22 protein-coding genes and 1 pseudogene are annotated in these 26,998 nt (G+C 36.8%); 1 reads left to right on the forward strand and 22 read right to left on the reverse strand.

Annotated features, from left to right (window positions below):
* Positions 1 to 82 precede the first annotated feature (82 nt).
* The 9 genes and pseudogenes from M1D60_RS13790 to rny all read right to left on the reverse strand — a co-directional run bounded on the left by M1D60_RS13790 (position 83) and on the right by rny (position 10,098).
* Positions 83 to 622: an outer spore coat protein CotE gene (locus M1D60_RS13790; RefSeq protein WP_456275418.1), complete on the reverse strand. Its 540-nt coding sequence runs from the start codon at positions 620 to 622 to the stop codon at positions 83 to 85.
* A gap of 245 nt (positions 623 to 867) precedes the next feature.
* Positions 868 to 1,320, reverse strand: coding sequence for a RicAFT regulatory complex protein RicA family protein (locus tag M1D60_RS13795; protein WP_456275419.1), 453 nt, complete (start codon positions 1,318 to 1,320; stop codon positions 868 to 870).
* Between the two features lies 1 nt (position 1,321).
* Positions 1,322 to 2,932, reverse strand: a complete 1,611-nt coding sequence (gene miaB, locus M1D60_RS13800; RefSeq protein WP_456275420.1) for a tRNA (N6-isopentenyl adenosine(37)-C2)-methylthiotransferase MiaB — start codon at positions 2,930 to 2,932, stop codon at positions 1,322 to 1,324.
* 179 nt (positions 2,933 to 3,111) lie between these two features.
* Positions 3,112 to 3,978, reverse strand: a complete 867-nt coding sequence (locus tag M1D60_RS13805; RefSeq protein WP_456275421.1) for a 2-oxoacid:ferredoxin oxidoreductase subunit beta — start codon at positions 3,976 to 3,978, stop codon at positions 3,112 to 3,114.
* A pseudogene (locus tag M1D60_RS13810) lies at positions 3,965 to 5,718 on the reverse strand (2-oxoacid:acceptor oxidoreductase subunit alpha). Before M1D60_RS13810 ends, M1D60_RS13805 begins: the two are co-directional and overlap by 14 nt.
* A gap of 314 nt (positions 5,719 to 6,032) precedes the next feature.
* The gene (locus tag M1D60_RS13815; RefSeq protein ID WP_456275422.1) at positions 6,033 to 6,956 is read right to left on the reverse strand and encodes a dipeptidase; all 924 of its coding nucleotides are present in this window, start codon (positions 6,954 to 6,956) and stop codon (positions 6,033 to 6,035) included.
* 108 nt (positions 6,957 to 7,064) lie between these two features.
* Positions 7,065 to 7,325, reverse strand: a complete 261-nt coding sequence (spoVS, locus tag M1D60_RS13820; RefSeq protein ID WP_101593997.1) for a stage V sporulation protein SpoVS — start codon at positions 7,323 to 7,325, stop codon at positions 7,065 to 7,067.
* A gap of 166 nt (positions 7,326 to 7,491) precedes the next feature.
* The gene (locus M1D60_RS13825; RefSeq protein WP_456275423.1) at positions 7,492 to 8,289 is read right to left on the reverse strand and encodes a TIGR00282 family metallophosphoesterase; all 798 of its coding nucleotides are present in this window, start codon (positions 8,287 to 8,289) and stop codon (positions 7,492 to 7,494) included.
* A 240-nt stretch (positions 8,290 to 8,529) separates the two neighbouring features.
* Positions 8,530 to 10,098, reverse strand: coding sequence for a ribonuclease Y (gene rny, locus M1D60_RS13830; protein ID WP_456279450.1), 1,569 nt, complete (start codon positions 10,096 to 10,098; stop codon positions 8,530 to 8,532).
* Between the two features lie 685 nt (positions 10,099 to 10,783).
* Here rny and M1D60_RS13835 point away from each other — a divergent pair.
* Positions 10,784 to 12,244 carry an IS1182 family transposase gene (locus tag M1D60_RS13835; RefSeq protein ID WP_456275424.1) on the forward strand — a complete coding sequence of 487 codons (1,461 nt, stop codon included), beginning with the start codon at positions 10,784 to 10,786 and terminating at the stop codon, positions 12,242 to 12,244.
* 442 nt (positions 12,245 to 12,686) lie between these two features.
* Here the strand turns inward: M1D60_RS13835 and recA are convergent, their stop codons facing one another.
* From recA to M1D60_RS13900, 13 genes are all read right to left on the reverse strand, one after another.
* Entirely contained in the window at positions 12,687 to 13,727 is a 1,041-nt protein-coding gene (gene recA / locus M1D60_RS13840) for a recombinase RecA (protein WP_456275425.1), read from the reverse strand.
* Positions 13,728 to 14,033: 306 nt separating this feature from the next.
* Positions 14,034 to 15,269, reverse strand: a complete 1,236-nt coding sequence (locus tag M1D60_RS13845) for a competence/damage-inducible protein A (protein WP_456275426.1) — start codon at positions 15,267 to 15,269, stop codon at positions 14,034 to 14,036.
* A 20-nt stretch (positions 15,270 to 15,289) separates the two neighbouring features.
* Positions 15,290 to 15,868, reverse strand: a complete 579-nt coding sequence (pgsA, locus tag M1D60_RS13850; protein WP_456275427.1) for a CDP-diacylglycerol--glycerol-3-phosphate 3-phosphatidyltransferase — start codon at positions 15,866 to 15,868, stop codon at positions 15,290 to 15,292.
* Positions 15,869 to 15,992: 124 nt separating this feature from the next.
* A complete protein-coding gene (locus M1D60_RS13855) occupies positions 15,993 to 16,901 on the reverse strand; it encodes a helix-turn-helix domain-containing protein (protein WP_456275428.1) in 909 nt (302 codons plus the stop codon).
* Positions 16,902 to 16,918: 17 nt separating this feature from the next.
* Positions 16,919 to 17,713, reverse strand: a complete 795-nt coding sequence (locus M1D60_RS13860; RefSeq protein ID WP_456275429.1) for a YmfK family protein — start codon at positions 17,711 to 17,713, stop codon at positions 16,919 to 16,921.
* Between the two features lie 272 nt (positions 17,714 to 17,985).
* The gene (locus M1D60_RS13865) at positions 17,986 to 18,258 is read right to left on the reverse strand and encodes a DUF3243 family protein (protein ID WP_456275430.1); all 273 of its coding nucleotides are present in this window, start codon (positions 18,256 to 18,258) and stop codon (positions 17,986 to 17,988) included.
* Positions 18,259 to 18,341: 83 nt separating this feature from the next.
* Positions 18,342 to 19,064, reverse strand: a complete 723-nt coding sequence (gene ymfI, locus M1D60_RS13870; protein WP_456275431.1) for an elongation factor P 5-aminopentanone reductase — start codon at positions 19,062 to 19,064, stop codon at positions 18,342 to 18,344.
* Positions 19,065 to 19,301: 237 nt separating this feature from the next.
* Complete coding sequence (yfmH, locus tag M1D60_RS13875) at positions 19,302 to 20,582, reverse strand: EF-P 5-aminopentanol modification-associated protein YfmH (protein WP_456275432.1); 1,281 nt, start codon at positions 20,580 to 20,582, stop codon at positions 19,302 to 19,304.
* Complete coding sequence (yfmF, locus tag M1D60_RS13880) at positions 20,582 to 21,859, reverse strand: EF-P 5-aminopentanol modification-associated protein YfmF (RefSeq protein ID WP_456275433.1); 1,278 nt, start codon at positions 21,857 to 21,859, stop codon at positions 20,582 to 20,584. The genes yfmH and yfmF overlap by 1 nt, the downstream gene beginning before the upstream one ends.
* A gap of 227 nt (positions 21,860 to 22,086) precedes the next feature.
* Complete coding sequence (locus M1D60_RS13885; protein ID WP_456275434.1) at positions 22,087 to 23,040, reverse strand: ABC transporter permease; 954 nt, start codon at positions 23,038 to 23,040, stop codon at positions 22,087 to 22,089.
* A 1-nt stretch (position 23,041) separates the two neighbouring features.
* Positions 23,042 to 24,118 carry an ABC transporter permease gene (locus M1D60_RS13890; protein ID WP_456275435.1) on the reverse strand — a complete coding sequence of 359 codons (1,077 nt, stop codon included), beginning with the start codon at positions 24,116 to 24,118 and terminating at the stop codon, positions 23,042 to 23,044.
* Entirely contained in the window at positions 24,115 to 25,641 is a 1,527-nt protein-coding gene (locus M1D60_RS13895; RefSeq protein ID WP_456275436.1) for an ABC transporter ATP-binding protein, read from the reverse strand. Before M1D60_RS13895 ends, M1D60_RS13890 begins: the two co-directional genes overlap by 4 nt.
* A 247-nt stretch (positions 25,642 to 25,888) precedes the next feature.
* Positions 25,889 to 26,995, reverse strand: coding sequence for a BMP family lipoprotein (locus M1D60_RS13900; protein WP_456275437.1), 1,107 nt, complete (start codon positions 26,993 to 26,995; stop codon positions 25,889 to 25,891).
* Between the last annotated feature and the right edge of the window lie 3 nt (positions 26,996 to 26,998).

Here is a 26,998-nt window from a genome sequence, read left to right on the forward strand (position 1 = left end):
TAGTTAATATTACGGTATACTGGAATGGAGATCACAAGATAAATACAAAAAAAACTAGGAAGTTTACCTCCCTAGTTCGTTGTTACTCTTCTTCATCGCCTAATAAGAAGTTTGGATCTAAATCTTCAAAATCCTCATCATCTACATCGAAATCAAAGTTATCGTCACAGCCATCTTCAGTGACAGCAACACAAACTTTAGTTTCTCCAATGACTTCAACTAAAAATTCTCTTTCTACCTGAACAACCACCTTGTTACCATTTGGTGAAATGGTAGCTTCTAAACAATTGGGTTGTTGGATGGCACGGGCAATAACCTCATGGTCATCACCAAAGAAATTCTCATCACGATATTTAAGCTTCACAGCGTCCTTGTATGATACAGTTTCTGTTACAACTTCTGTTTTTGTATTGTCGTTGTAAGAGTACCATACGTTAATATCATAGCGGCCATCAACTTCCACAACATCCCCACATTTTTTTGCATTATATACGTGGTTAATTACCCAGCATCCTAAGATACTTGTTGGTCTGTGTGAAGGTGAAATGGTATGTGTTGACTGCGTGAATTTCTTTCCTTTTCCAACAACAGCCTTTGTAATAATCTCTCTGTATTGGGACATAAGAACAAACCCTCCTCATTTCAATCTACATTTCATCCTATGCGTGACAAATGACTAGTGTGCTACTAATTTTTTTAAGAAAGAAAAAAATTTCATAATCAGCAAAATTAGGCGGTTTAGTTCATTGTATGCACGAATGCCCAGATATGTACTAAAAATTATTTAGTTAGAGGATTTATTTTGTTAAAAATCAAGAAAACACCATATAAAAAGGTGTAGAAGAGATCCTTCTACACCTTACATTATTAATGACAACCGCAGCCATCTCCACAACTACTAGCAGAGCCCTTACCATTTGCCTTTGATCCAGTTTCACCACGTAAAACGTCTCCACCAGTTGCTTCGATTATCTCATTAGTAACCGTATTAGAGATTGTATTTGCAACAAGCTGAAGAAGATCGTTTACATCAACTTGTGATGTTTTAAAATCTTGAACAACCGGAATCGCTTCTAGCTCTTCCTGTAATTGGTCAATTTGTGCTTCAACTTTCTTTAATGCCTCATGCTTACCGTAATGTTGATAATTAACAGCATTTTTTTGTAGATTTTTAATTTTACTTATCATTTCTTGCACTTTTGTATTGTAGTTAATTTGCGCTTCTGCACGCTTGAAGAAGTCTACTTCTTCTGTTTGTGAGATCATTTTTGCAAGATCTCTTGCTCTATTGATGATTTCGTCTCTTGTATAAGTTGCCATATTAATTCACCTCAGCCATTTCCTCAACGATTTCTCCATCTAATGTCCATGTCTTAGCTTTTAGGACTTTTACCTTCACTACTTTACCAATAACTGATTTAGGAGCTTTAAAGTTTACAAGCTTACTTTTTGAAGTATACCCCGCTAAAACTTCAGGGTTGTTTTTACTTTCACCTTCTACTAAAACCTCTACAACTTGCCCTTCGTACTCTTTAAGCTTTTTAGCAGATGTTTCATTTACAAGCGCATTTAAGCGCTGCAGGCGTTCCTTTTTAACTTCCATAGGAATATTATCTTCCATTTTAGCAGCAGGCGTTCCCTCACGCGGAGAATAAATAAACGTATATGCTGAATCGAATTCCACTTCACGATAAAGAGACAATGTCTCCTCAAATTGTTCGTCTGTTTCATTTGGGAACCCAACAATAATATCTGTTGTTAGTGAAGCGTTTGGAATCGCTTGTTTAATTTTTCTAACAAGCTCTAAATAATGCTCACGGGAATATTTACGAGCCATAAGCTTTAAGATTTCTGAGCTACCAGATTGAACAGGAAGATGAATATGATCTAGTAAGTTTCCACCTTTAGCCAGTACTTCAATTAACCGATCATCAAAATCTCTTGGATGACTTGTCGTAAATCGAATACGCGGGATATCTATTTTTCGTAGTTCATCCATCAAGTCGCCAAGACCATATTGTAGGTCCTCAAAGTCTTTACCATACGCATTTACGTTTTGACCTAAGAGAGTAATTTCCTTATACCCTTGGGCAGCAAGCTTGCGAACTTCTTGAATAATTTCTTCCGGTAGACGACTTCTTTCTTTACCACGGGTATACGGAACAATACAGTACGTACAGAACTTATCACAGCCGTACATAATGTTTACCCAACCCTTGATACTACCTTTACGTACCTTTGGAAGATTTTCAATGACATCGCCTTCTTTGGACCAAACCTCAATCACCATTTCCTTTGATAGGTAGGCTTCGTTCAGTATTTGCGGAAGTCGGTGAATATTATGAGTTCCAAAAATCATATCAATAAACGGATGCTTCTGAAGAATTTTATTAACGACTGACTCTTCCTGAGACATACATCCACATACACCGATTAATAAGTCAGGTCGATCCTTCTTTAGTGGCTTAAGATGTCCAATTTCACCAAATACTTTGTTTTCTGCATTTTCACGAATTGCACAGGTATTTAATAAGATAACATCTGCATCGTCAACTGTTTCAGTTGGTTCATAGCCAAGTTGAATAAAGATACCTGACATTACTTCAGTATCATGTTCGTTCATTTGACAGCCATACGTATTGATCAAGAATTTCTTGCCTTGTCCGATTCCTTGTAACTCTGGTGTTATTTCAAACTGATCAATATAATTAATAGATTCTTTCCCACGTCTCTTGCCTTCTGCAAGATTCGGTGCGTCATTAATCGTAATATTACGGCCACTTAGTCTATAGGTTGTCTTGCCATCCTCTTGTTTTACTACTTTAGCACCGCTGAAGTCAAAGTATTTGCTATAGTCCTTGTCGGATTTTTTGTCCGAAGAATCTACAGTCTTAATTTGTGCGGTTTGTTCTAAACGCTGCTTTTCATTCATTGAAAGGCTCCTTTCTAAATGGTGATAATTTCAAGAACAAAAAAATACATAAAATCTATACACATTACCATAGTATATAGGTTAACCACTTTTAAAACAATGGAAAAGTCTCATGTCACTAATTATACATTTTTACAAATAGTAAAGCCATTTCCCAAGGGGAAATGGCTATTATACGTTTACATAAACTCAGCAACCAGCTCGTCAAACTGCTTTTCTGAGATATTAAGATCTGACTCAGAAAGTGGAGATTCACTGTAACCAGCAACAAGTTCTTGATACGATTTTTGTTCCGTGTTTTGATAAATTAATCCAGTAACAAGACCTCTATTTTCCATTAATGTCTTCATAGCTGTCATTTTGTTATTTGGATCATAAGCTTCAATATCACTTAACTTTACAAGATTTTCTTTAAACCAGTCATAAGTGTTTACTTTATTATAAGTTACACAAGGACTAAATACGTTGATTAAAGAGAAACCTTTGTGGTTGATACCAGCTTCAATTAATGCAGTTAGCTCTTTTAGGTCTGTTGAGAAGCTTTGCGCAACGAAAGTAGCTCCGGCTGTTAGGGCCATTTCCATTACATTAAGAGCAGACTCAATAGATCCTTGTGGAGTACTCTTTGTTTTAAATCCAACATCACTACGTGGTGATGTTTGACCTTTTGTTAATCCATAAATTTGGTTATCCATTACGATATAAGTTACGTCAATATTACGACGAATTGCATGAATCGTATGTCCAAGGCCGATTGCAAATCCGTCTCCGTCACCACCTGAAGCGATAACTGTTAGATCCTTATTTGCCATCTTTACACCTTGAGCAATTGGTAATGAACGACCATGAATACCGTGGAAGCCATATGCATTGATATAACCTGAAATACGACCAGAACATCCAATACCAGAAACTACTGCTAATTGGTCAGGCTCTAATCCTACATTTGCAGCTGCACGCTGAATCGCTGCTTGTACGGAGAAATCTCCACATCCTGGGCACCAGTTAGGTTTTACAGAGTTACGAAAATCTTTAAATGTTGCCATTGATTATAACAACTCCTTGCTTCTGTTGTGAATTTCCTTAGGCAGGAATGGGTTTCCGTCATATTTTAATAATGAAGTGACCTTCTCACCGTAACCAGCATTCATTTTTAAAATATTCGCTAATTGGCCAGTAGCATTGTTTTCAACCACGACAACCTTTTTAGCTGACTTTACATAAGGAAGAATTTCCTCTGTTGGGAATGGGTGAATTAAGCGAACATGCGCATGATTTACTTTTGTTCCCTCTAGGTCAAAACGTTCCATTGCCTCTTCAATTGCACCACGAGTTGAGTTGAATCCAACAAATAGGATATCAGCTTCTTCGTGCTTTGCATTTACATGAACAGGAGTGTTGAATTTCAAGTTATTTAACTTACGTAAACGCTTATCCATTTGTGCATTACGGTTAGTTGGAGATTCTGACGGCTTACCAGTTTCATCATGTTCTACACCTGTAACATGGTGAATACCATTTTTCATACCTGGTATAACACGAGGAGATACGCCGTCTTCTGTTACTTCGAAACGCTTGAAGTATTCTTTATTTTCTTGTTCTGCTAGTTCACCAGCTTGTAACTTTCCACGGCGAACTTCAATTTTATCAAACTCTAATGGTTCAACCGTTTGCTTACCTAATGATAGTTGAAGGTCAGTTAAAAGGATAACAGGAACTTGATATTCTTCTGCAATATTTAAAGCATCAATAATATCATAGAAAGCTTCCTGTACAGTACTTGGAGCCATTACAACCTTAGGAATTTCTCCATGAGTACCATAAATCATAGCCATTAGATCTGATTGTTCTTGCTTAGTAGGTAATCCAGTCGATGGACCACCACGCTGTGTATCAATAATAACTAAAGGCTGTTCAGTAATACCTGAAAGACCAATTGCTTCCATCATTAGGGAAAGTCCAGGACCAGCAGATGCAGTTAATGCACGAACACCCGCATAGTTCGCACCAATTGCCATTGTACATGCAGCAATTTCGTCCTCAGTTTGAATAACAGTTCCACCAAACTTTGGTAGCTTTTTAATAAGGTATTCCATGATTTCTGAAGCTGGTGTAATTGGATATGCTGGCATAAAACGAGTTCCACCTGCAAGGGCACCCATAGCAATTGCATCGTTACCAATTAGGAACATACGCTTTTTCCCATCAGCCTTTTCAAGCTGCATCGTTTGAATGTTCTCACCCGCTTGGCTTGTAACAAATTCGAAGCCTTGTTTAATCGCTTCCATATTTTTATCAACAATTTGTTGACCTTTACGTCCAAATATTTCTTGTACAACTTCTTTAAACACTTCAATATCTAAGTCCATTACTGCACTGCTTGCACCAATTGCTACCATGTTTTTCATTAAAGAAGTACCTAGTTCTGTTGCTAATTCAGTAAATGGAACAGAATATAAAGTAACATTTGAGCTATCTGGAATAGTAGGCTCAAACTTAGCGTCAGCAATAACAATACCGCCATCACGTAACTCATGGAAGTTTACATCAATTGTCTCCTGGTCAAACGCTACTAAAATATCAAGATCATCTGAAATGGAACGAACTTGTGTTGTACTAACACGAATTTTGTTATTAGTATGTCCACCTTTAATACGAGAAGAGAAATGGCGATAACCATATAAATAATATCCTAAACGATTTAACGCAATAGAAAAAATCTCTCCTGTACTTTCAATACCTTCCCCTTGCTGTCCTCCAACTTTCCATGAAAGTTGATTGATCATGTGTTTACACCCCTTTGAATTACGTTCATTCTATTAAATTATAGTTTAATAATATATAGATGCCCAAAAAGTTAGCCAATTGTTATGTAATAGGAAGCATAATACACCTGTCACATCATAAGCAATTTAGAAATCGGAAACTTCCTGAACAAACTCGCGGTTAGTATTTTTTTCATCTAAATTAATAGAATAGATATATACTAAACGCTTACAATTCTAGACCTATCACAAGGAAATTGCAACCCTTTAGAACCAATTAATCGGGAAAATATGAATAATTTTTATGAATTTAAATAATATAATCTTTTAACCCTTTACTCCGGTAGATGATTAAAGAAATTCTTATAACAAAAGTTGGAAACTTGTTCCGATGTGTAGTGTTTATAAAGCTCTTCTACTAACTGCTTATATTGACCAAAATGCTCTAATCCGGAAACAGTTTGAGAGATTCCATCAAAATCTGATCCGAAGCCAATATTCTTCTCGCCACCTAGCGAGCAAAAATAATCAATGTGATACAATACGTCCTTAATAGTCGCAACTGGCTTGTCCGTCAGAAAATAAGGAACAAAGTTTATACCAATCATTCCATCTTTCTTAATGAGAGCTGTAATCTGGTCATCATATAAATTCCTTGGGTGGTTACATAATTTGATTGAGTTTGAATGAGAGGCAATTGGATATTCTGCTAGTTCCATTACATCCCAGAACCCTTTTAATGAAATATGTGATACGTCCGTCCAAACCTTAAAACGGTTATTCTCTTCTACTACTTTTTTTCCAAACAGAGATAGACCTGCTCCGCGTGGCTCTAATATTCCATCTGCTACAGCATTGCTATAATTCCATGTTAGCCCCACTGATTTTACCCCTAGATGAAATAAGGTTTTTAATCTACTTACACTTGTTCCAATCGCATCACAGCCCTCAAGCGTTAGAATAATCCCTATTTCATCGTCCCTTAAAGCTTGGATATCATGCTTTGTTCTAACAAGCTTAATACTTGGATAGATTGGTAGAATCTTCTCATACAGAATATTTATCATTTCTAGTGCTGCTTCAAACCTTTCTTGATAAGGAACCTCTTCAGGAATATAGATGGCCATACATTGAACTCCAGCACTCCCTGTTTCTAATCTGTCAAAATTAATATGCAAATCCTCACTATTTTGAAACTGTAGAGTTGGATTTAACCATAATTTATAAAGTACATCACAGTGTGCATCAAAAATTTTCATATATGTCTCTCCTTTTATTAGCATATCTCATTATTCTATATCCAAAAAGAAAAACCTGCTCACAATGGAAACAGGTTCTATCTATATGGTCAGGTATCTACTACAGATTTATCTTGGCTCAATAATTAGCTTAATAGCCGTACGTTCTTCACCGTCTATCATAATATCTGTAAAAGCAGGGATACAGATTAAATCTACCCCACTTGGAGCGACAAAACCTCTGGCGATTGCTACTGCCTTTACAGCTTGGTTTAATGCACCTGCTCCAATTGCTTGAATCTCTGCTGCACCTCTTTCTCTTAGCACTCCAGCTAGAGCTCCAGCTACAGAATTTGGATTAGATTTTGCCGAAACTTTTAAAATTTCCATTTTTTTAGTTCCTCCTTGTACATTTCAGTAAATGATGTGTGTTCGATAGAATAATTATAAAAAAATATCATTTCACTGATACTATATTCACGAGGAACTGCGTATATTCCTGCTTGTTTTATGTAATTTTTCTAAAAATTCTAAATCAACCAAATAAACAGGAAGATTATGAGAAATATGGATGGTCATCATTTATCAATATTCGTTTAATTGACGTAGCCATTCCATTCTTAGGGTCAAGGTCAATGATGACACCATTTAATTGATTTCGGCCATCCTTCACTACCTCAAACCTGGAAGGAAGCTCCGTTAAAAACTTCTTCAACACCGCATCTCGTTCTACACCTAGAATTCCGTCGTATGGTCCTGTCATCCCCACATCTGTTATATAAGCTGTCCCCTTTGCTAATAGACGTTCATCTGAGGTTTGAACATGGGTATGTGTCCCAACTACCGCGGATACACGCCCATCTAAATACCAGCCCATTGCTTGCTTTTCACTAGTTGCTTCTGCATGAAAGTCTACAAAGATATACGGAGTCCTCTTTCTTGCTTCGTTGACTAACTCATCAGCTTTTCTGAACGGACAATCAATAGATGGGAGAAATGTTCTTCCCTGCAAATTAATAACAGCAACCTCTGTCGCATTCACCTTAAGGTAAACAATCCCAACACCAGGATTACCTTCCGGGAAGTTACCAGGACGAACTAAATATTTTGCTTCATCGATAAACTCAAAAACATCCTTATGATGCCACGTATGATTTCCAAGAGTAATGGCCTGAGCCCCCCACTCTAAAAATTGCCGATATATTTTTTCAGTTATACCTTTACCACCTGCAGCATTCTCTCCATTGATAATAGTTACATTTGGTTTATATTTTTGCTTTAACTGTGGAAGATACTGCTGTACCATATCTCTACCAGGCGAACTTACAACATCACCAATAAATAAGATCCTCATAAACGGTTACTCCTTTGTTATTGCCATATGTATAACTTAGTTTGTCACATACGATTTAATTTTGCAAAAACTGTTGTAAAAATTTTATAAACGTCTTCTCTTAATCAAGTAGTCCTTCATTCCAATTCATACACATTTAATTAAAAGTTAAGTCCACCTTGTCCCTCTACCTTTGCATCAATCTTAGTCAACCGAGACTAAGACAACTACAAAAAATAAAGCGACGTTTTAAACGTCGCTTTACTTCGCATACTCAACAGCTCTAGTTTCACGTATTACCGTTACCTTTATATGCCCAGGATAGTCTAATTCTTCTTCAATTCGTTTACGGATATCTCTTGCTAAACGATGAGCTTGCAAATCATCTACTGTATCTGGTTTAACTAAGATTCTCACTTCACGACCAGCCTGAATAGCGAAAGATTTCTCAACGCCTTCATAGGATTCAGATATCTCTTCAAGCTTCTCTAAGCGGCGAATATAGTTTTCAAGCGTTTCACTTCTTGCACCAGGACGAGCCGCTGATAATGCATCAGCTGCTGCAACTAATACAGCAATGACTGATTTTGGTTCAGTGTCACCGTGGTGAGAAGCAATACTGTTGATCACGACTGGATGTTCCTTGTACTTCGTCGCAAGTTCTACACCAATTTCTACGTGACTACCTTCTACTTCATGGTCAATTGCTTTACCAATGTCATGGAGTAATCCTGCTCGACGTGCGAGGATTTCGTCCTCGCCAAGTTCAGCAGCCATTAATCCCGCTAAGTATGCCACTTCCATTGAATGTTTAAGTACATTTTGACCATAACTTGTACGATACTTTAATCTTCCAAGTATTTTGATTAGATCAGGATGTAGTCCATGAACCCCTACTTCAAAGGTTGTTTGTTCTCCAACTTCTCTAATGTACTCATCCACTTCACGTCTAGATTTTTCAACCATTTCCTCGATACGGGCTGGGTGAATCCGCCCATCTTGAACAAGCTTGTCTAAAGCCATACGAGCTGTTTCTCGTCGAATTGGATCAAAACCTGATAATATAACGGCCTCAGGTGTATCATCAATGATGAGATCAATCCCTGTTAGGGTTTCTAGAGTTCTGATATTACGTCCTTCTCGACCAATAATTCGACCCTTCATCTCATCATTTGGAAGGTTTACAACTGATACAGTTGTTTCTGCAACATGATCCGCCGCACAACGTTGGATAGCTAATGAAAGAATTTCCTTTGCTTTCTTATCAGCCTCTTCTTTTGCACGATGCTCGCTTTCTTTAATCATGACTGCAGTTTCATGGGATAGCTCATTCTCCATTTTCTCGAGAATGATATTCCTTGCTTCATCACGAGTTAAACTAGAGATGCGCTCAAGCTCTGTTTGCTGCTTTTTCACAATCTCATCCACTTTGCTTTCCATCTCTTCAATATGCTGTTGTTTTTGTGCTAGAGATCCTTCTTTCTTTTCTAACATCGCTTCACGATTATCTAGCTGGTCATCCTTGCGATCAAGGTTCTCTTCTTTTTGTAATAAACGATTTTCCTGTTTTAAAAGTTCGTTTCTACGATCACGAATTTCTTGTTCTGCCTCTGTACGGAGAGTATGAATTTCATCCTTGGCTTCAAGCAATGCTTCCTTTTTAATGGCATCTGCTTCCCGTTTTGCATCTTCTACTATTTGCTCGGCTGAAGATTTTGCGCCGGCAATTTTAGCTTCTGCAATAGATTTACGAACGAAATATCCAACAACTGCACTGATGATTGCGGTAAGCAAAATGGAGATGACTGTAATAATTGTACTACTACTCATCATTTCACCTCCCCTTGCTTAAGAGGATGTTCAAATAGTCTAAGAAAGCCATTACCTCTTGCTGGCTGCCTTACCGATCCTCATGTATCAGTAATGTTCGATTTACCTTCTACTTTAACTTGTAAACAATTCGTTCACATCGAAGTATTGCTACATTCTGAACAGTGTGGTAACTCATGCTGGAGCCGACTTGACATGACTACTGACTCACTTTGAACACACTCTAAGATTCTAATTGAATGAACAAATGTCAGCTGGTACTCTACTACTTCTGTTCAATATACAGCCAAAGGCCATATAGGTTCGTTCAAATAGCAGTTATTCACTCTATGTTGAACATTTGGTTTCAAATTACGTATTTTTCGCATCTTACAGTATAAATAAGATAGTAAATATACATATTAATTGTATAGGTGGAAAATTTTATTGTCAAGGGTTGTCCCAATTGTTAGATAACTTGTTTGAATAGTTTATAATTCTAAGCCATTTGTTCTGATTTAACTGCCAATATTTTAAGTAGTGAATAAAAAGAAAGAGGCTGGGACAAGAGACTGCTGAAAAAGTCTCATTAATACCCTTGTGTTGAAAGGAAGAGGAAACTCTTCCTTTTTTGTATACATTTGATTCAGTTGGTGAGGGGAAATGGTATCATAGTGAAAGAATACATTAGAAAATTGGTGAAACTATGCTACCTAAAAAAGAATTAGTGCTCAGTTCATATAGTGCACTTTATGATATATTAATCCCGAAAGATCATTTCTTGAGGAAATTTAATAACCTAGTTGATTTTGAATTTATCTATGACGAGTTAAAAGATATGTATAATGAGGCATTTGGTGCTACAGCTAAATGTCCTATTATGATGTTTAAATTATTACTCCTTAAAGTAATGTACCCCATGTCTGATCGAGATTTAATTGAGAGAGCGACATTTGATATGTCATTTAAATACTTTTTAGATGTAGCACCCGAAGATAAAATTGTGCATCCTACAAGCCTAACGAAATTTAGAAAACTGCGTCTACAAGACGATTCATTATTAGATTTACTAATTAAAAAGACGGTTGAGATTGCCTTACAGGAAGGTCTGATTAAATCTAACCAGATTATTGTGGATTCAACCCATACGGACAGTATGTTTAACTCTAAATCACCCATTGAAATATTGATTGAACAGTCCAAACAACTTAGAAAGAGCGTTTATAAACAAGACGAAACCTATAAAGATAAGATGCCAACTAAGCCTGGTACGAATGAACTACTAGATCATATCAATTATTGTAATCAATTAATTGAGATCATTAAAAAAGATGAGAGATTATATATCAAAGAAGACGTGAAATTAAAAGCGAACTTATTAGAAGAGATCGTAAATGATGATATCGAACACCTGAATTCAACGGTGGAAAAAGATGCAAAAGTAGGACATAAGAGTTCGGATTCTTCATTTTTTGGATACAAAACTCACATCGCAATGGTTCCAGAGCGTATTGTAACATCGGCAATTGTTACAACTGGGGAACAGCACGACGGAAAGCAAGCAAAAGAGCTAATTGAGAAAGCTGTTGAAAACGGAATTGAGGTAAAAGTATTTATTGGCGATGGGGCTTACTCTGAGAAGGATATGATTGAATATGCGAAAGAGAAAGAAATTAAGTTAGTATCGAAATTAAGCAAGACTGTTTCAGAGGGAAACAAAAGGGCATCAGGAGAATTTCAATACAATAAGGATGCCGGGCGATATGTATGTACAGCTGGGCATATGGCGATTAAGAAAGCCTTACATGGAAAGAAGAAACATGCGACTGAAGGAACAGTATTACGAGAAACACACTACTTTGATATTGAAAAGTGTAAGGTTTGTCCACTTAGAGAAGGCTGTTATACAGAAGGAGCTGCAAGTAAAACGTATACCGTAACTTTGAAGAAGGATAAAATTCATGAAGAACACCAACTTTTTCAGGAAACAGATGAGTTCAAGGAGCTAGCAAAAAGCAGGTATATGATTGAGGCTAAAAATGCAGAGTTAAAGAATCGCCATGGTTTTAAAAAAAGCCAATCCCATGGTCTTTTAGGTATGCACATACAAAGTGCAACCACTCTCTTCGTAGTGAATATGAAACGAATTATTACGTTAAAGGGTTAGAAATAACCCTTTATTTTGCCTTTCAAAACACAAAATACGAAAAAAGATTAGGGAATGTTTAAAATCATCCCCTAATCTTTTTAATTTCATTGCGGTAACTTTAGATTGCCGATAATTTCAGCAGTCTCCTGGGACAAACTTTTTTTCGTTTACTCTATTACTTATAAACCAGATAAACTGTAAGAACAAGGTTGTTCCATTCCGCTACAGTCACTCGCGGGGAGGAATCTGAGCCTCCTCGGCTACGCCTGCGGGGTCTCAGCCTTTCCTCTACCTCCCGCAGGAGTCGAGTGTCTTCGGCTCCATTTCACTAGTTTTTAAAATAGTATGCAAAGTAAAAAAAACCCGATCTAGTAGGTGAAAGATACTTTAAAATATCACCTAATAGTTCGGGTTATTATAACTGGCTGAAATACTTATGTCCCAGCGTCTTTTCCTCTTCTTATTCTTCTATTAGATCAAAGATTTCATCTTCGTTTTCAGGAAGTACTTTGACTCCATCAAGTCCGTAATGCTCACGAACTGCCTTTTGAATTTCAAGACGCATTGATACATTTTCCTTTAAAAACTGCTTGGCATTTTCACGACCTTGGCCAAGACGTTCTTCTTTGTATGAATACCAAGCACCGCTCTTTAGAACAATATCTAAGTCAGAAGCCATATCAAGCACTTCGCCTTCCTTAGAAATTCCTTCTCCATACATAATATCTACTTCTGCTGTACGGAAAGGAGGCGCAACTTTATTTTTTACAACCTTGATTTTTGTTTTATTACCAACCATGTCATTTCCTTGCTTTAACGTTTCAGCACGACGTACCTCTAAACGAACAGAGGAGTAGAATTTAAGTGCACGTCCACCAGGAGTTGTTTCAGGATTACCAAACATAACCCCAACCTTTTCACGGATCTGGTTAATAAAGATCGCAAGTGTTTTCGATTTATTAATAGCCCCAGACAGTTTTCTCAATGCTTGGGACATTAATCGAGCCTGAAGACCAACGTGGGTATCTCCCATCTCACCTTCAATTTCAGCCTTTGGCACAAGTGCTGCTACTGAGTCAATAACGATAATATCAACAGCACCACTTCGAACTAATGCCTCAGCGATTTCTAATGCTTGTTCTCCAGTATCAGGCTGTGAGAGTAAGAGTTCATCGATGTTTACCCCAAGCTTTTGTGCATATACAGGATCTAACGCATGCTCAGCATCAATAAATGCTGCTTGTCCACCATTTTGCTGAATTTCTGCAATAGCATGAAGGGCAACTGTTGTTTTACCTGAAGATTCAGGACCATATATTTCAACAATACGACCTCTTGGATATCCACCTACACCTAGTGCAACATCTAATGCTAGAGAACCACTTGGGGATGTAGATACCTTTCGATCTGTTTGCTCTCCTAACTTCATAATAGAACCTTTACCGAACTGCTTTTCTATTTGTTTTAAAGCCATATCTAAGGCGGCTTGACGATCGCTCACTTAATTTCCTCCTTTATTCTATGAAACTATTTATACTATAACCTGTTTTTCATCTTTTGCCAAGCAAAAAGTCGAACGTTTATTCGTAAAAATTAATTGGTAATCCATCAAGAAAACACCATTTTCTCTATAAGAAAATAGCATTTTAGGAAAGAAATATATTGAAAAATTTAATTTTAATAAAAAATAGATGTAATTTCCTAATTGACTTAGAGAGGCTAGCACTAGAGAACCATTAAAATTCAGTATATTTGTCATTACCTATAAAAATTAAAAAACCAACAGTAAAACCATTGGTTTTTTAAGCTATAAAAGTTCTTTCATTATAAAATAGAGACCATATCTAATTGAACGCTCTCGAATTGCTTCCCGTCCTCCTGCAAGCTTGATTGCAAATACTTCTGACTTATTGTTTGGCATCGCAAGGCCAATAAATACTGTACCAACTTGTTTACCTTCTGACAAATCAGGACCAGCAACACCAGTGAAGCTAATACCTATATCTGCGTTCATCAAGTCTTTAATATTTTCTGCAAGCTGTTTTGCACATTGTTCACTAATAGCCCCTTCTTTTTCAAGGATTGCAGGACTAACTTTAAGTACATCTCTCTTACTTTCATTTGTATAGCAAACAATACCGCCCTTCACCACATTAGAAGCACCAGAAATAGAGGTTAGTCGTTGTGTAAACAGTCCACCCGTTAAACTTTCAGCGGCTGAGATCGTTAACTTCTTCTGTTGAAGGAGCCTTAACACTTCGATATTAAGTGATGTCTCTCCATAGCCATAAAGGAACTCTCCCACACGGTCAGTAATTTGCTTTTCTACTTTGTCTAATAATTGAGTTGCTCCCTCTAAGGTTTGATGCTTGGCTGTTAGTCTCAATGTAACCTCGTAATCTCCAGCCAGCGGAGCAATCGTTGGATTAGTTTGTTCATCTATTAAGTCAGTAATCTCTGTTTCTAACTGCGACTCTCCAATACCAAAAAAGCGTAGGACTCTAGACTCTATTCTTTCTTGTATTTTCAATTCCTTCATAATGGCTGGTCGTCCAAAATTCAAAAACATCGGTTGCATTTCCTTTGGTGGACCGGGTAATAGCATATAAAATACTTTATCTACCGTAACAAACATACCAGGTGCCATTCCGTTGCGGTTAGGTAAAACGTCACAACCCTCTAGTATTAGTGCTTGTTTTTTATTATTTTCAGACATCACTCGATCTACTTTCTGAAAGTAACGTTCTATTGAATCAAGAGCTTCCTCATCCATTACAAGCTTTTTGCCTAAAACAGAAGCAATTGTTTCTTTTGTTAGATCATCCTTCGTCGGACCAAGTCCACCGGTAAAAATCAGGAGGTCTGCCCTTTGTTCTGCTAGCTTAATAGACTCTTTAAGCCTATTTAAATTATCACCAACTACTGTATGATAATAAACATTCACGCCAAGCTCTGCTAATTGCTTTGATAAAAACTGAGCATTCGTATTAGCTATTTGACCAAGGAGTAATTCAGAACCTACTGCAATAACTTCTGCATTCATATGTCTCACTCACTCCTAAACTATTTTGATTGAAGAAATAATTTTTTATTTTTATCAAAATAATCCCATCCTGAATAAATGGTAAAGAAAACAGCCACCCATAAAGAGATCATATCAAATGGTATGTTTAACCATACAAATGGGAAATTGTGTAGCAGTAATGCTGACACAGCAATGATTTGAGCCCATGTCTTTATCTTCCCCAGCATATTGGCAGCTACAACCTCTCCTTCACCCGCTAAAACAAGTCGGAGACCTGTCACAGCGAATTCACGACTAATAATCACAATTACCATCCAGGCAGGAGCTAATTGGAGTTCTACTAGTGTAATTAAAGCTGCTGACACCAATAGCTTGTCTGCTAATGGGTCTAGAAATTTCCCTAAGTTTGTTACCATATTAAGCTTTCTAGCATAGTAGCCATCAATCCAATCCGTACAGGATGCGATGATGAAAATAATTGCCCCTACTAAATGAGTAACAGGAATAGAGTATTCACCTACTACAATTTCACCCCATGAAAATGGCGCTAATGTGACAATTAGAAATAATGGTATAAGAAAAATCCTAGAAACAGTAATTTTATTTGGTAAATTCAATGGTTAAACCCCCTTATTCACTTTCAGCCATATAGATGAAAAGAAGCCCACATGTTGAGTGGGCAGCAGTTAGTATACACTATAAACAATGTCCGTGTATACTTTATTACAATTTTATGTGATTTTATTCGTTACTTTTTTCAAAGAGAACAGTTATTTCCTGTACACCTGTCGGTTCTGCAGGCAATTCAATGGTTTGACCATTAATGACAAGTACAGAATCGACCGCCTTCCCCAACTTTATATATGCCTCTGTCTCATTTGAATAATCATAAGTAGTTCGGTCAGGACTTTGATCGCCTTCAATCGTGTTCAGCATTCCACTAAAGAAATTTTTATTCTTTCCATTTTCCAAGATAAGCCATGTTTCACCCGTTGTTGAAACATCAACAATAAATTGATCTGTATTAGTTAGTTTGTAAGTGAAATTTCGTCCAGAGGATTCTATTAGCTCAAATTGCTGAACAGGTTCAACAACTTCTTCCTCTTCCTCAACAGCTTCTTCCTCGGTTTCTTCTAAGTCTTCTTCGGATTCTTCCGATTCTGAACTTGCAGTTTGAAGTGGATTTTCTGCATTTTCCTCTACCTCTGCACCTGTTTCTGTTTCAGGACTTTCCTCCACTTGGTCAGTAGGTAGTCTATTCTGAAACACAGTCCATACTGTAAAGGCAATCCCTATCAAAATAACTGTTACAAGAATCCTTGGAAAAAACTGAAGGAATTTCGAATCCTTTGTATTAACATCTGCTCTTGCCTTTTTAACACGAGAAAGTTGCTCAGGTATTGCTTCGTTCTTAGCACTTGGTAATTCATCCTTAAATTCCTCAAAAACTCTCTCCGAATCTAAGCCCACTGCCTCAGCATACTGTTTAACAAAGGCACGCGCATAAAAAAGGCCAGGCAATCCATCATAATTTCCCTCTTCGATATGTTGTAAATAACGCCTTTGAATTTTAGTTATACCCTGTAATTCCTCAAGTGATATGTTTTTTTCTTCCCTTGCTTGCTTTAAATGCTGTCCTAGCTCAGTCAATAAAAACACCTACCATTTTAAAAATCAAATGTTGAAAACGATGAATCACCTGACATAAATTGTTGTTGCTCTACGACATCGTACGTAATTTCCTCATCAGGTTCATTTCTTAATTCGATAATATAATCAAAATCATCTAACGTATATTCTGTGTGTTGTACAAAGATATCTGGGTGTTCTACTACTTTAGTTGCTGGAAGTCTCATAATTTCACGAACGAGCTGCCAATGTCTTTCATTGGCTCTTCTTGTAGAGACGATCCCATCTATAATGAAAAGATTTTCTTCATTGTATTCATCCTCAATTAATTGACTTCGAATCGTTTGTTTTAAAAGGGTTGATGAAACAAACAACCATTTCTTGTTAGCACATACACTTGAGGCAACTATTGATTCAGTTTTACCAACCCTTGGCATTCCCCTGATTCCTACAAGCTTATGACCTTCTTTTTTAAATAACTCTGCCATAAAGTCCACAAGGAGACCAAGCTCATCTCTTACAAATCGAAAAGTTTTTTTATCATCAGCATCTCTTTGAATATATCTTCCGTGCCTAACAGCTAATCGATCGCGAAGTTTTGGTTCGCGAAGCTTTGTCACGGTTATATTATCCATAGTTTGTAAAATTGATTCAAGCCTCAAAATCTGCTCGTGGTGATCTGATAATAAAAGCATCCCTCTTCTCATATCCTCAACACCATTTATTGTAATAATGTTAATTGATAGCATCCCTAATAAAGAAGAGATGTCACCCAGTAAGCCAGGGCGGTTTTTATGTATTTCATACTCAAGATACCATTCCTTTTTTGCCATTAAAGACACCCCTCCTTAACACCATTTACAAAGTAATGAAACAATATACCTTACTTCTATAATATAGTATTTATATTTATTATGAAAGGTAAAGGGTAGCAAATTATGACAAATAACGAAAGAAATAGCTTTTTCTACTTATCACAGTAGGTACCAGTAATAAAATTTATATTTTGAAGTTTTAGGAGATGTAGAGATGAGGATTTTTTCCAAGGTTATTGAAAAAACGCAGAGTTTTACTCTGCGTTTTAATTTGAAACTAAATCTTGATTTTAGCTAGTAGTAGTTCCAGTTCCGCCTTCGTTTTGAACCAATTTCACCATCATATTGGCAATTGCATGCTGCTCCTCAGCTGAAGCAACGCTCCATAAATCTGCAAGTACCTTCTCTTGATCATTTTGTGGATCAACCTGCTTCGCAAGGTACCCACCGATTTGATACGCAAGATCAGAGATTGTATTTTGTTCCATCCCTTCGTTCTGTGCGTGATGAAGACGATTTGCTAAGAAATCTTTCCATTGTTCCCAGTTATCTAAAACAGACATTGAAATTCCTCCTTAAAATTGATACATGGTTATTTTGTCTTCTTCCATATAAAAATATTCAATGAGAAAATTACAAACTTTTTTTACGTATGCCAAGCTCCGTTTACTGAAATGATTTGTCCATTAATATAACTTGCTTGGTCTGATAAAAGAAAATGAACCGTATCAGAGACCTCTTCAGGTTTACCTAACCTTCCCATTGGGATTTCGTCAATAAGTTCTTGGCGGTCACTCTCGTTTAAGAACTTTAGCATACTTGTATCAATAGCTCCAGGTGATACAGCATTTACCCTGATATTTGACGGCCCAACTTCCTTTGCTAAAGCTTTTACTAAAGTGTTTTGGCCTCCTTTTACCATTGAATATAAAACCTCACAAGAAGCCCCAATTTCTCCCCATATAGATGTAATAAAAACGATATTTCCTTTTTTCTTTGAAATCATAGACGGCAACATGGCTTGAGTTAACAAAAAAGGACTAGTCATATGTAGTTGAACCATTTCATTGACCTCTTTTTCGCTCATGTCCGTTACTAACCCTACATAGCTATTCCCGCTATTTAAGATTAAAGTATCAATCGGATGATGAATCTGCTTAAGAAGGTCATTGATTCCAGTTGACGTAGAGAGATCAGCGTTTACAATATAAATTTCACTGTCTTTATTTTCAGATCTAAGGCTTTCTACACCTTCAACATTCGTAAAACAATGAAGGTATACCGCATAGTTATCTTTTATTAGTCGTTTGGCAATGGCGCTTCCTATCCCACCACTAGCTCCAGTTAATAAGGCATATTTTTTGTCCATTGTATTCTTCCTTTTATGTAAACTCCCCTTCAGAATAAGGGTGGTATTCATTTTATAAAATTTACTTTACTTCAATAAACTTTGCTTCAAAATGGCTACTGACTTGGCAGGCCTTTAGAAGAGACAAATTGTATATGCTTCCTTCCATTCAGCCACTTAAAGGAACAAGCTTTACAAGTTCGAATAAAAAAAGAGACGACAACTATATTGTCCATCTCTCTTTTGTTCATTGTCAAGTTACTTTGGCACTACCTGACAAACAGTCATTCTGTTTTCATCAATTAGGGCTGCAGCACTTGCTTCTATATCTTCAATGGTTAAGGATTCTAATACCTTTACGACCTCAAACATATTCATTTCATTAAATGAATATCGTGTGAACTGATTCGCAATAAACTCTGGAGAATTTAATGCCCTTAGGAACGATCCAATTTTTTTCTTCTTTACTCTCTCTAGGTAATCGTCAGCTAATATTCCTTTATAAGCTTTCAACATATCCTTAAGAGTATCTGCTAACTCATCGGGTTTTGGAGTATCTCCACCGATTATTCCGAATCCAAACCCTAGTTCCTCGGTATAATCATAAGAGAAAGTTTCATCTATAAGCCCATCATTATACAACGAATCATAATTTTTAGAGCTTTTACCAAACAGCATATCCAGTAATACATTAGTTGATAGCTCTGACCTTAGTAATGCTTCACCTGATTTATCTGGATTTGCTACCTTTAATCCAACTAAACACTTAGATGATTGCACCGTCATTTTTAAAACTTGTAGCTTTTCGGCAACTTCGTTTGGTTCCTCATCAAAAAATCGTTGAATCGGTGCTTGTGCCTGGTAATCCTTTTTAGCTTGGTTATCTCTGATTTGATTCATAATACTTTCAGGGTCAATAGGACCAACAACAAATAAAAGCATATTGCTTGGATGATAAAAAGTCTCATAACAAGTATAAAGAAGCTTCTCAGTAACCTTTGAAATTGATTCAATAGTCCCTGCTATATCAATTTTAACGGGATGATTTTTATACATGTTTTGAATAACACCAAAGTATAAGCGCCAATCGGCATTATCATCGTACATTGTAATTTCTTGACCGATAATTCCTTTTTCCTTTTCAACTGTTTTCTCTGTAAAATATGGAGCTTGAACAAAATCAATTAATGTCTCTAAGTTTAACTCCACATTAGAAGTACTAGAAAACAGATAAGCCGTCCTGGTGAAGGACGTAAATGCATTTGCCGATGCTCCTTGTTTACTGAACTGTTGAAATACATCCTCATCCTCTTTTTCAAACAGCTTATGTTCTAGAAAATGAGCAATTCCATCTGGAACTTCAATAGGTTCCTTCTCATCTAAAGGCACGAAGCGATTATCAATCGAACCATACTTCGTAGTGAATGTTGCATAAGTTTTATTGAAGCCTTGCTTAGGTAAGATATACACCTGTAATCCGTTAGATAATGTTTCATGATAGAGTTCTTCCTTTAATTGATCAAAAATAACCCTCTCCATTAAACCTCCTCCTTTCCTTTTAAGAAGTAAATGGTATCAAGCTCTATTTTTCCTGCTGCCTCAACGATTTGTTGCTTCGTTACCTCTTCCACCTTGCGAAGCCACTCTTCTACAGGCTGTTTAACTTTTGCCAATACATCATTATATAAAACTTCAATAAGCCCTCTTGAAGTATCAATAGTTTCAAGGAGTTGGTTGGTTAACACAGCCTTTGTTTGCTCTAATTCTTTATCAGTAAAATCACCATTTTTCATTGCAGTCATTTGTTCTTTAATAATGGTCACTGCCTGGTCGTAGTTTTTAGCATCCACACCAGACATCACCATTAATAATCCTTTATGACTTTCAACTCGTGAAGCTGCATAATACGCAAGACTAGCCTTTTCTCTAACATTAATGAACAGTTTCGAATGAGAAAAGCCCCCAAATATCCCGTTAAACACTTGTAGAGCATAATATTCAGGATCTTGGTACGTAATATTCGTTCGATAACCGACATTGAGTTTACCTTGCTTAACATCTTGTTCTTCAATTACTTCATTTTCCTTTTCTAAGGAAATATTAGAGTTGCTTGTTTTTTTAGGAGTCCGCTCCTGTAGGTTAAATAATTGTTGTACAGATTTTTTTAATTCCTCAGCGTTTACATCCCCCACTATATATAAGTCGATTTCATCCTCTTTTAAAGAGGTTTGATAATATTCAAAGAGTGATTGTGGGGTAATTTCATCAATATCCTCCATTTGACCATTTGCATGAAGGGAATATGGTTCATTCTTACACATCTCCTCCACAAGACGAAGATTAGCATATCTCATTTTATCATCGAACACAGATTGGATTCTCTGCTTCAGTGCACGTTTTTCCTTTTCTACTATAGATGAAAGGAAAGCCCCATTTTCTTCAGCTGGATTTAACAGAACCTCCGATAAAAGAGTCAGTCCTTTTTCTAATAAGGGAGTTTGATCTGTTAGATAGACTTCATTAGCGATTTCAATTCGTATCGTTATGATATGATACTCTCCCTTTTTAGTTAAATCGACATTCAAAGAGGCTCCATATAATTCATCCAAGTAGCTTCTAAGCTCAGTAGTCTTACTATATTGCTTAGTTGCACTTTGAAGAACATAAGGTAATAAAGCGCGCTTAGTCAGAGCCTCTTTTGTTAATGGTGCTTTTAACTTTAGAACAAGTGTGTTTGTTTTATACTTTTTTGTCTCCACAACATGTAATGTTAATCCATTCATACTTTCTTCAATCTCTTGATCAAGCTTCACCATGTTTGCCTCCTTTTATGGGTATCTTTAAGCCTACAGATTAGTGTTTCTATTATTTAATAAAAATAAACTTATATCCAATATAAAGGGTAACAGGAAGATATTACAAATGAAAGTCTTTCCCCTTACAATCATCCTTGTGATTACATATGCTACTGGACAAAAAGTTGAATACAAAAAAAAAGAATGATTCGTTTTTAACGAATCATTCTTTTCATATCAGTCTGATTTTAGCGTTTACCAGGGTCATATGGTTCTCCAGCTGCTTTTGGAGCTTGTGATGACTTGGAAAAGATAACAAGAGCAATCAGTGTCACTACATAAGGGAAAAGCTTTAGTACTAATGGCGGTATCACCGTAAGTGCCGGAACTACCTGTGACACATTAGCAATTGTCATTGCAATTCCAAAGAAGAACGTTGCTCCTAAAATTCCGAGTGGTCTCCACTGACCAAAAATTAACGCAGCTAATGCTAAGAATCCTAATCCTGAAACAGTACCAGTAAATTCTCCAGCATAAGTTAAGATAATTAATGCTCCCCCTATTCCAGAGAAAGCTCCAGAAATCATCACGCCGCTATATCGAACACTTCTTACATTGATTCCTGCAGCTTCAGCGGCCTGAGGATATTCTCCACATGATCTAAGACGTAGTCCAAATGGAGTCTTATACAGAATAAAAGCACTTATAGCAAGAACAGCTAAGATAAACCAAGTAGTAGGATAGGTTTTTGTAAATAGTAATGGACCGATAACAGGGATATCAGATAGAAAAGGAATGTCAGTTGGTGAAAAACCACTAACAATTCTAATATTTCCCGACCCAGTGATATTTCTTGCTAAGAATACTGTTAGGGCACCTGCAATCATATTAATAGCAGTACCACTAATAATTTGGTTTGCACTTAGGTTAATGCTTGCAAATGCATGAAGAAGAGAGAAAACTAATCCACTAAATGCAGCAATCAATAGACCTAACCACAATACTAGATCCTTATTTGGTAGAATTGGATAAAGTAAGTTAATTGATAAGGCGCATGTAAAAGCTCCCATAATCATTAGACCTTCTAATCCAATATTAACAATCCCGCTTCTCTCACTAAATAATCCGCCTAATGCAGTAATGAGAAGGGGCATAACAAAGATAATTGCGTACGGGAAAATTTGTTGTATTAATGTCCACATCTTATGAGTCCCCCTTCTTAACGGCGGTATTCACATTTTCTTTTTCAGTACGCTTGTTGAAGTATTTACGTAGTAAGCGCTCAATTAATACACTTGTTGCAGCAAAGTAAATGATAATGGCAATAATTGTATTAGCAATTTCAGGCGGAATTTCGGTCATGGCATTCATAAAGCCTGTCCCTGAATAAAGAATTCCAAAGAAAAGAGCTGCAAACAATACTCCAACCGGTGTGTTGTTTCCAAGCAGTGCAACGGCAATTCCATCAAATCCTTGAGTCGGCATAATTCCGATTTGTAAGCTGTTTGCATTACCTGTGTATTGAATCACCCCGGCAAGACCTGCTAGACCACCAGAAATAGCCATTGATAGGATAATACTCCTATTAACAGACATCCCAGCATATTCAGCAGAGTGACGATTAAAACCAACAGCTTTTAACTCAAATCCTAAAGTAGTCCGATCAATAATAAAAGCAATTATAATAACTGCAACGATACCAAAGAAAATTCCCATATTTATATAAGAACCAGCAAATAACTCAGAGAGAAACGGTACTTTCAACGTGGCTGCATCAGGTAATTTAGCAGATTCAGTTTCTAAGAATTCTCCTTTAAAATAAGCAGGAATTGTATAATAAACTGTCCAATAGGCAATCCAGTTCATCATAATAGTTGATACAACTTCATGAACATTAAATTTTGCTTTAAGAAGTCCAGGAACATACGCCCAAAGAGCACCTCCCACAAATCCTCCTAAAACCATGAAACTTAGAAGTAAAGGTCTAGGTAAATCAAAACTAAGACCAATTGCTGTAGCGAAAAAACCACCTATTAACATTTGACCAGCTGCTCCAATGTTAAATAGACCTGTACGGAATGCAAACGCTACAGATAATCCAGTAAATACTAATGGTGCTGCAGTAGCTAAAGTATTACCGATTCTTTCCATATTCTTCAATCCACCCTGAAATAAGTACGTGTACCCTTCCACGGGATTACTTCCAATTAGAAACATTAAAATCGCTCCAGCTAGTAGTCCTAACACTACAGCTAGTAGAGAAATAATGGTATTTTTCATTCCTTACTTTCCTCCTTGCTGACACCTGCCATCATTAAGCCAACTTCATTCTCATTGGTTTCCAATGCATTTACAACTCCAACAAGTTCTCCATTATTAACAATGGCGATTCGGTCAGATAGCTGTAGAACTTCGTCTAACTCCAATGAAACTAAAAGTACCGCTTTTCCTTTATCACGATGCTCAATTAATCTTTTGTGAATATATTCAATTGATCCTACATCTAGGCCACGAGTAGGCTGTACCGCGATTAATAGTTCAGGGTTTAATTCTAGTTCTCTTCCGATAATAGCTTTCTGTTGATTTCCCCCTGATAAACCTCTTGCAAGTGAAGCCGCCCCTTCCCCAGCGCGAACATCAAAATTCTCAATAATATTTTTGGCGTATTCTCTAATTGCTGAAACATTTAATAAACCATTCTTTGAAAACGGAGGCTTATTATACACTTCAATCACCATGTTATCCTCAAGCTTATAATCTAGAACAAGGCCACGTTTTTGTCGGTCCTCGGGGATATGTGCAATCCCTTTCTCAATACGTTGGCGAATTGGTATATGGGTCACCTCTTCATCATTTAAATAGATGGAACCAGATTCAATCTTACGAAGACCGGTTATCCCTTCCACTAGTTCGCTCTGACCATTTCCCTCAACCCCAGCAATTCCTAAAATTTCTCCAGCCTTGACGTCTATTGAAAAGTTTTTAAGTCCCATTACTTTTCTGTTATTTTTAACTGAAATATTATCAATTTTTAAAACCACTTTACCTGGAGTACTCTCTTCCTTCTCAACTTTAAAGGATACATGTCGTCCGACCATCATTTCTGCGAGACTAGCCTCTGTAGCTTCCCGAACATTTACAGTTCCGATTGACTTCCCACGTCTAATAACGGTACAACGATCGGCTACAGCTTTTATTTCTTTAAGCTTATGCGTAATAATAATAATCGATTTTCCTTCATTGATTAGGTTTTTCATAATTTTCATTAATTCATCAATTTCTGCTGGGGTAAGTACAGCTGTTGGTTCATCTAAAATGAGTACCTCTGCATCTCTGTAAAGTGTCTTTAGAATCTCAACTCTTTGCTGCATTCCAACTGAAATATCCTCGATTTTTGCATGAGGATCAACATTTAGACCATAATGCTTTGATAACTCTTCAATTCGTTTTGCAGCCTTATCAATATCCATTACCATGCCTTTTAAAGGTTCACTTCCAAGGATAATGTTTTCAGTAACAGTGAAATTATCAACAAGCTTAAAATGTTGGTGCACCATTCCGATTCCAAGTTTATTAGCCACGTTAGGGTTAGAAATTTTCACATCTTCCCCATTAACTCTAACTTTCCCTCTATCTGGTTGATACATCCCAAATAGAACACCCATTAAGGTGGACTTTCCAGCACCATTCTCACCTAACAATGCATGAATTTCACCTTTCCTTAATGTAAGCGTTATATTGTCATTGGCAACAACACCAGGAAATTCTTTTCTGATATCTAGCATCTCTACAACATAATCCATGAACTTCCACCTGCTTTTTATTTTTTTAACTTCATATAAATAAGTAAAAATGGGAAGGTAGTATTTACCCTTTTAAAAGGCCCTGTTATATCTTGTTATTGTCTACAGGAAACTCACTTTCCATTAGCCAGTCATACCGAACTACCGATAACATGATCTTCTTCAACAAAGCCTTTTAAAAGAATGAACCTATAATATAGAAAAGAGACGGAAGCGACCCGTCTCTGTTGATTCCTTGATTCCTTGATTACTTCAGTAGATCTCCTTGTTCTGCGGAGACAGTAATTTCTTTAGATTTAATTTTTTCAACTACTTCATTAGTCTGAGTTACTGTTTCCTCACTTAGGTTTGGATTTTCGGTTGGAATTCCAACACCATTATTAGTAACATCAAAAGTTAAAGTTTCTCCACCTTTGAAGTTACCGTCAATCTCATCTTGAATCATGTCAAAAGCAACTTGTCCTAAATTTTTCATAGCTGATGTAAGAACTACAGATGTTTCTCCATCTTCAAGTAATCCGTCAGCATATTGGTCAACGTCTACCCCTACGATCCATACCTCTTCTCCAGCATCTACGCGAGTCTTAGCTTCATTAATAGCTCCAACCCCTACTCCACCTGCAGCTGTGAAGATAACATTAACTCCACTTTCATACATTTGAGCAGCAATTTGTTGCCCAGCTGCAACATTGTCAAAGCTTCCTTGATAAATAACATTTTCTGCTTTCATGCTAATATTTGTACCAAGGTTTTCATTTGCATATTTAATACCTTGTTGAAAGCCCCAGTTGAACTTTTGGACAGCTGGAATTTCCATTCCGCCGATGAATCCTGCTTCAGCCTCTTTTAATTCTAAAGCAGTTGCAACACCAGCAATAAAGCCTGATTCATGTTCTGCAAAGAAAATAGATACTGTATTGTCTTTAACCGTTATATTATAGTCACCAGCATGAGGTGCACCATCAATAATAACAAACTTTGCATCTGGATATTTCTCTTGAGCTTGGAAAATTGCTGTTTCAAACTTGAAACCTGGTGTAACGATAAACTTATAGTCAGCATCATACAGGTTTCCAATTTCTTTTAAATAGTCTGCTTCCGTAGTTCCAGCAGGCTTTAAATACTTCTCAGAAATCCCAAGTTCTTCTGAAGCTTGTAAAATTCCTTCCCAAGTACCTTGGTTAAATGATTTATCATCAATTGTTCCGGCATCAGTAACCATACCAACTTTCATGCCTTCACCAGCACCTGATCCTTCTCCTTCACCGCCCTCAGCGTTGTCTCCAGCAGTTCCACAAGCTGCCAAGAAGCTAATTAAAGAGAAAACTAGTAAATACAATAGACCTTTTTTCATCTT

The sequence above is a fragment of the Bacillus sp. AK128 genome (assembly GCF_053903075.1).

Excerpts from the sequence above, each read along its gene's own strand:
- yfmF (WP_456275433.1), bottom strand. The coding sequence starts at position 21,859 with ATGGTGAAGCTTGATCAAGAGATTGAAGAAAGTATGAATGGATTAACA.
- M1D60_RS13825 (WP_456275423.1), bottom strand. The coding sequence starts at position 8,289 with ATGAGGATCTTATTTATTGGTGATGTTGTAAGTTCGCCTGGTAGAGAT.
- yfmH (WP_456275432.1), bottom strand. The coding sequence starts at position 20,582 with ATGGAGAGGGTTATTTTTGATCAATTAAAGGAAGAACTCTATCATGAA.
- M1D60_RS13815 (WP_456275422.1), bottom strand. The coding sequence starts at position 6,956 with ATGAAAATTTTTGATGCACACTGTGATGTACTTTATAAATTATGGTTA.
- M1D60_RS13795 (WP_456275419.1), bottom strand. The coding sequence starts at position 1,320 with ATGGCAACTTATACAAGAGACGAAATCATCAATAGAGCAAGAGATCTT.
- M1D60_RS13845 (WP_456275426.1), bottom strand. The coding sequence starts at position 15,269 with ATGAATGCAGAAGTTATTGCAGTAGGTTCTGAATTACTCCTTGGTCAA.
- M1D60_RS13805 (WP_456275421.1), bottom strand. The coding sequence starts at position 3,978 with ATGGCAACATTTAAAGATTTTCGTAACTCTGTAAAACCTAACTGGTGC.
- M1D60_RS13885 (WP_456275434.1), bottom strand. The coding sequence starts at position 23,040 with ATGTGGACATTAATACAACAAATTTTCCCGTACGCAATTATCTTTGTT.
- M1D60_RS13895 (WP_456275436.1), bottom strand. The coding sequence starts at position 25,641 with ATGGATTATGTTGTAGAGATGCTAGATATCAGAAAAGAATTTCCTGGT.
- rny (WP_456279450.1), bottom strand. The coding sequence starts at position 10,098 with ATGAGTAGTAGTACAATTATTACAGTCATCTCCATTTTGCTTACCGCA.
- miaB (WP_456275420.1), bottom strand. The coding sequence starts at position 2,932 with ATGAATGAAAAGCAGCGTTTAGAACAAACCGCACAAATTAAGACTGTA.
- ymfI (WP_456275431.1), bottom strand. The coding sequence starts at position 19,064 with ATGGACAAAAAATATGCCTTATTAACTGGAGCTAGTGGTGGGATAGGA.
- M1D60_RS13790 (WP_456275418.1), bottom strand. The coding sequence starts at position 622 with ATGTCCCAATACAGAGAGATTATTACAAAGGCTGTTGTTGGAAAAGGA.
- spoVS (WP_101593997.1), bottom strand. The coding sequence starts at position 7,325 with ATGGAAATTTTAAAAGTTTCGGCAAAATCTAATCCAAATTCTGTAGCT.
- M1D60_RS13900 (WP_456275437.1), bottom strand. The coding sequence starts at position 26,995 with ATGAAAAAAGGTCTATTGTATTTACTAGTTTTCTCTTTAATTAGCTTC.
- M1D60_RS13890 (WP_456275435.1), bottom strand. The coding sequence starts at position 24,118 with ATGAAAAATACCATTATTTCTCTACTAGCTGTAGTGTTAGGACTACTA.
- M1D60_RS13860 (WP_456275429.1), bottom strand. The coding sequence starts at position 17,713 with ATGGCAAAAAAGGAATGGTATCTTGAGTATGAAATACATAAAAACCGC.
- M1D60_RS13835 (WP_456275424.1), top strand. The coding sequence starts at position 10,784 with ATGCTACCTAAAAAAGAATTAGTGCTCAGTTCATATAGTGCACTTTAT.
- M1D60_RS13865 (WP_456275430.1), bottom strand. The coding sequence starts at position 18,258 with ATGTCTGTTTTAGATAACTGGGAACAATGGAAAGATTTCTTAGCAAAT.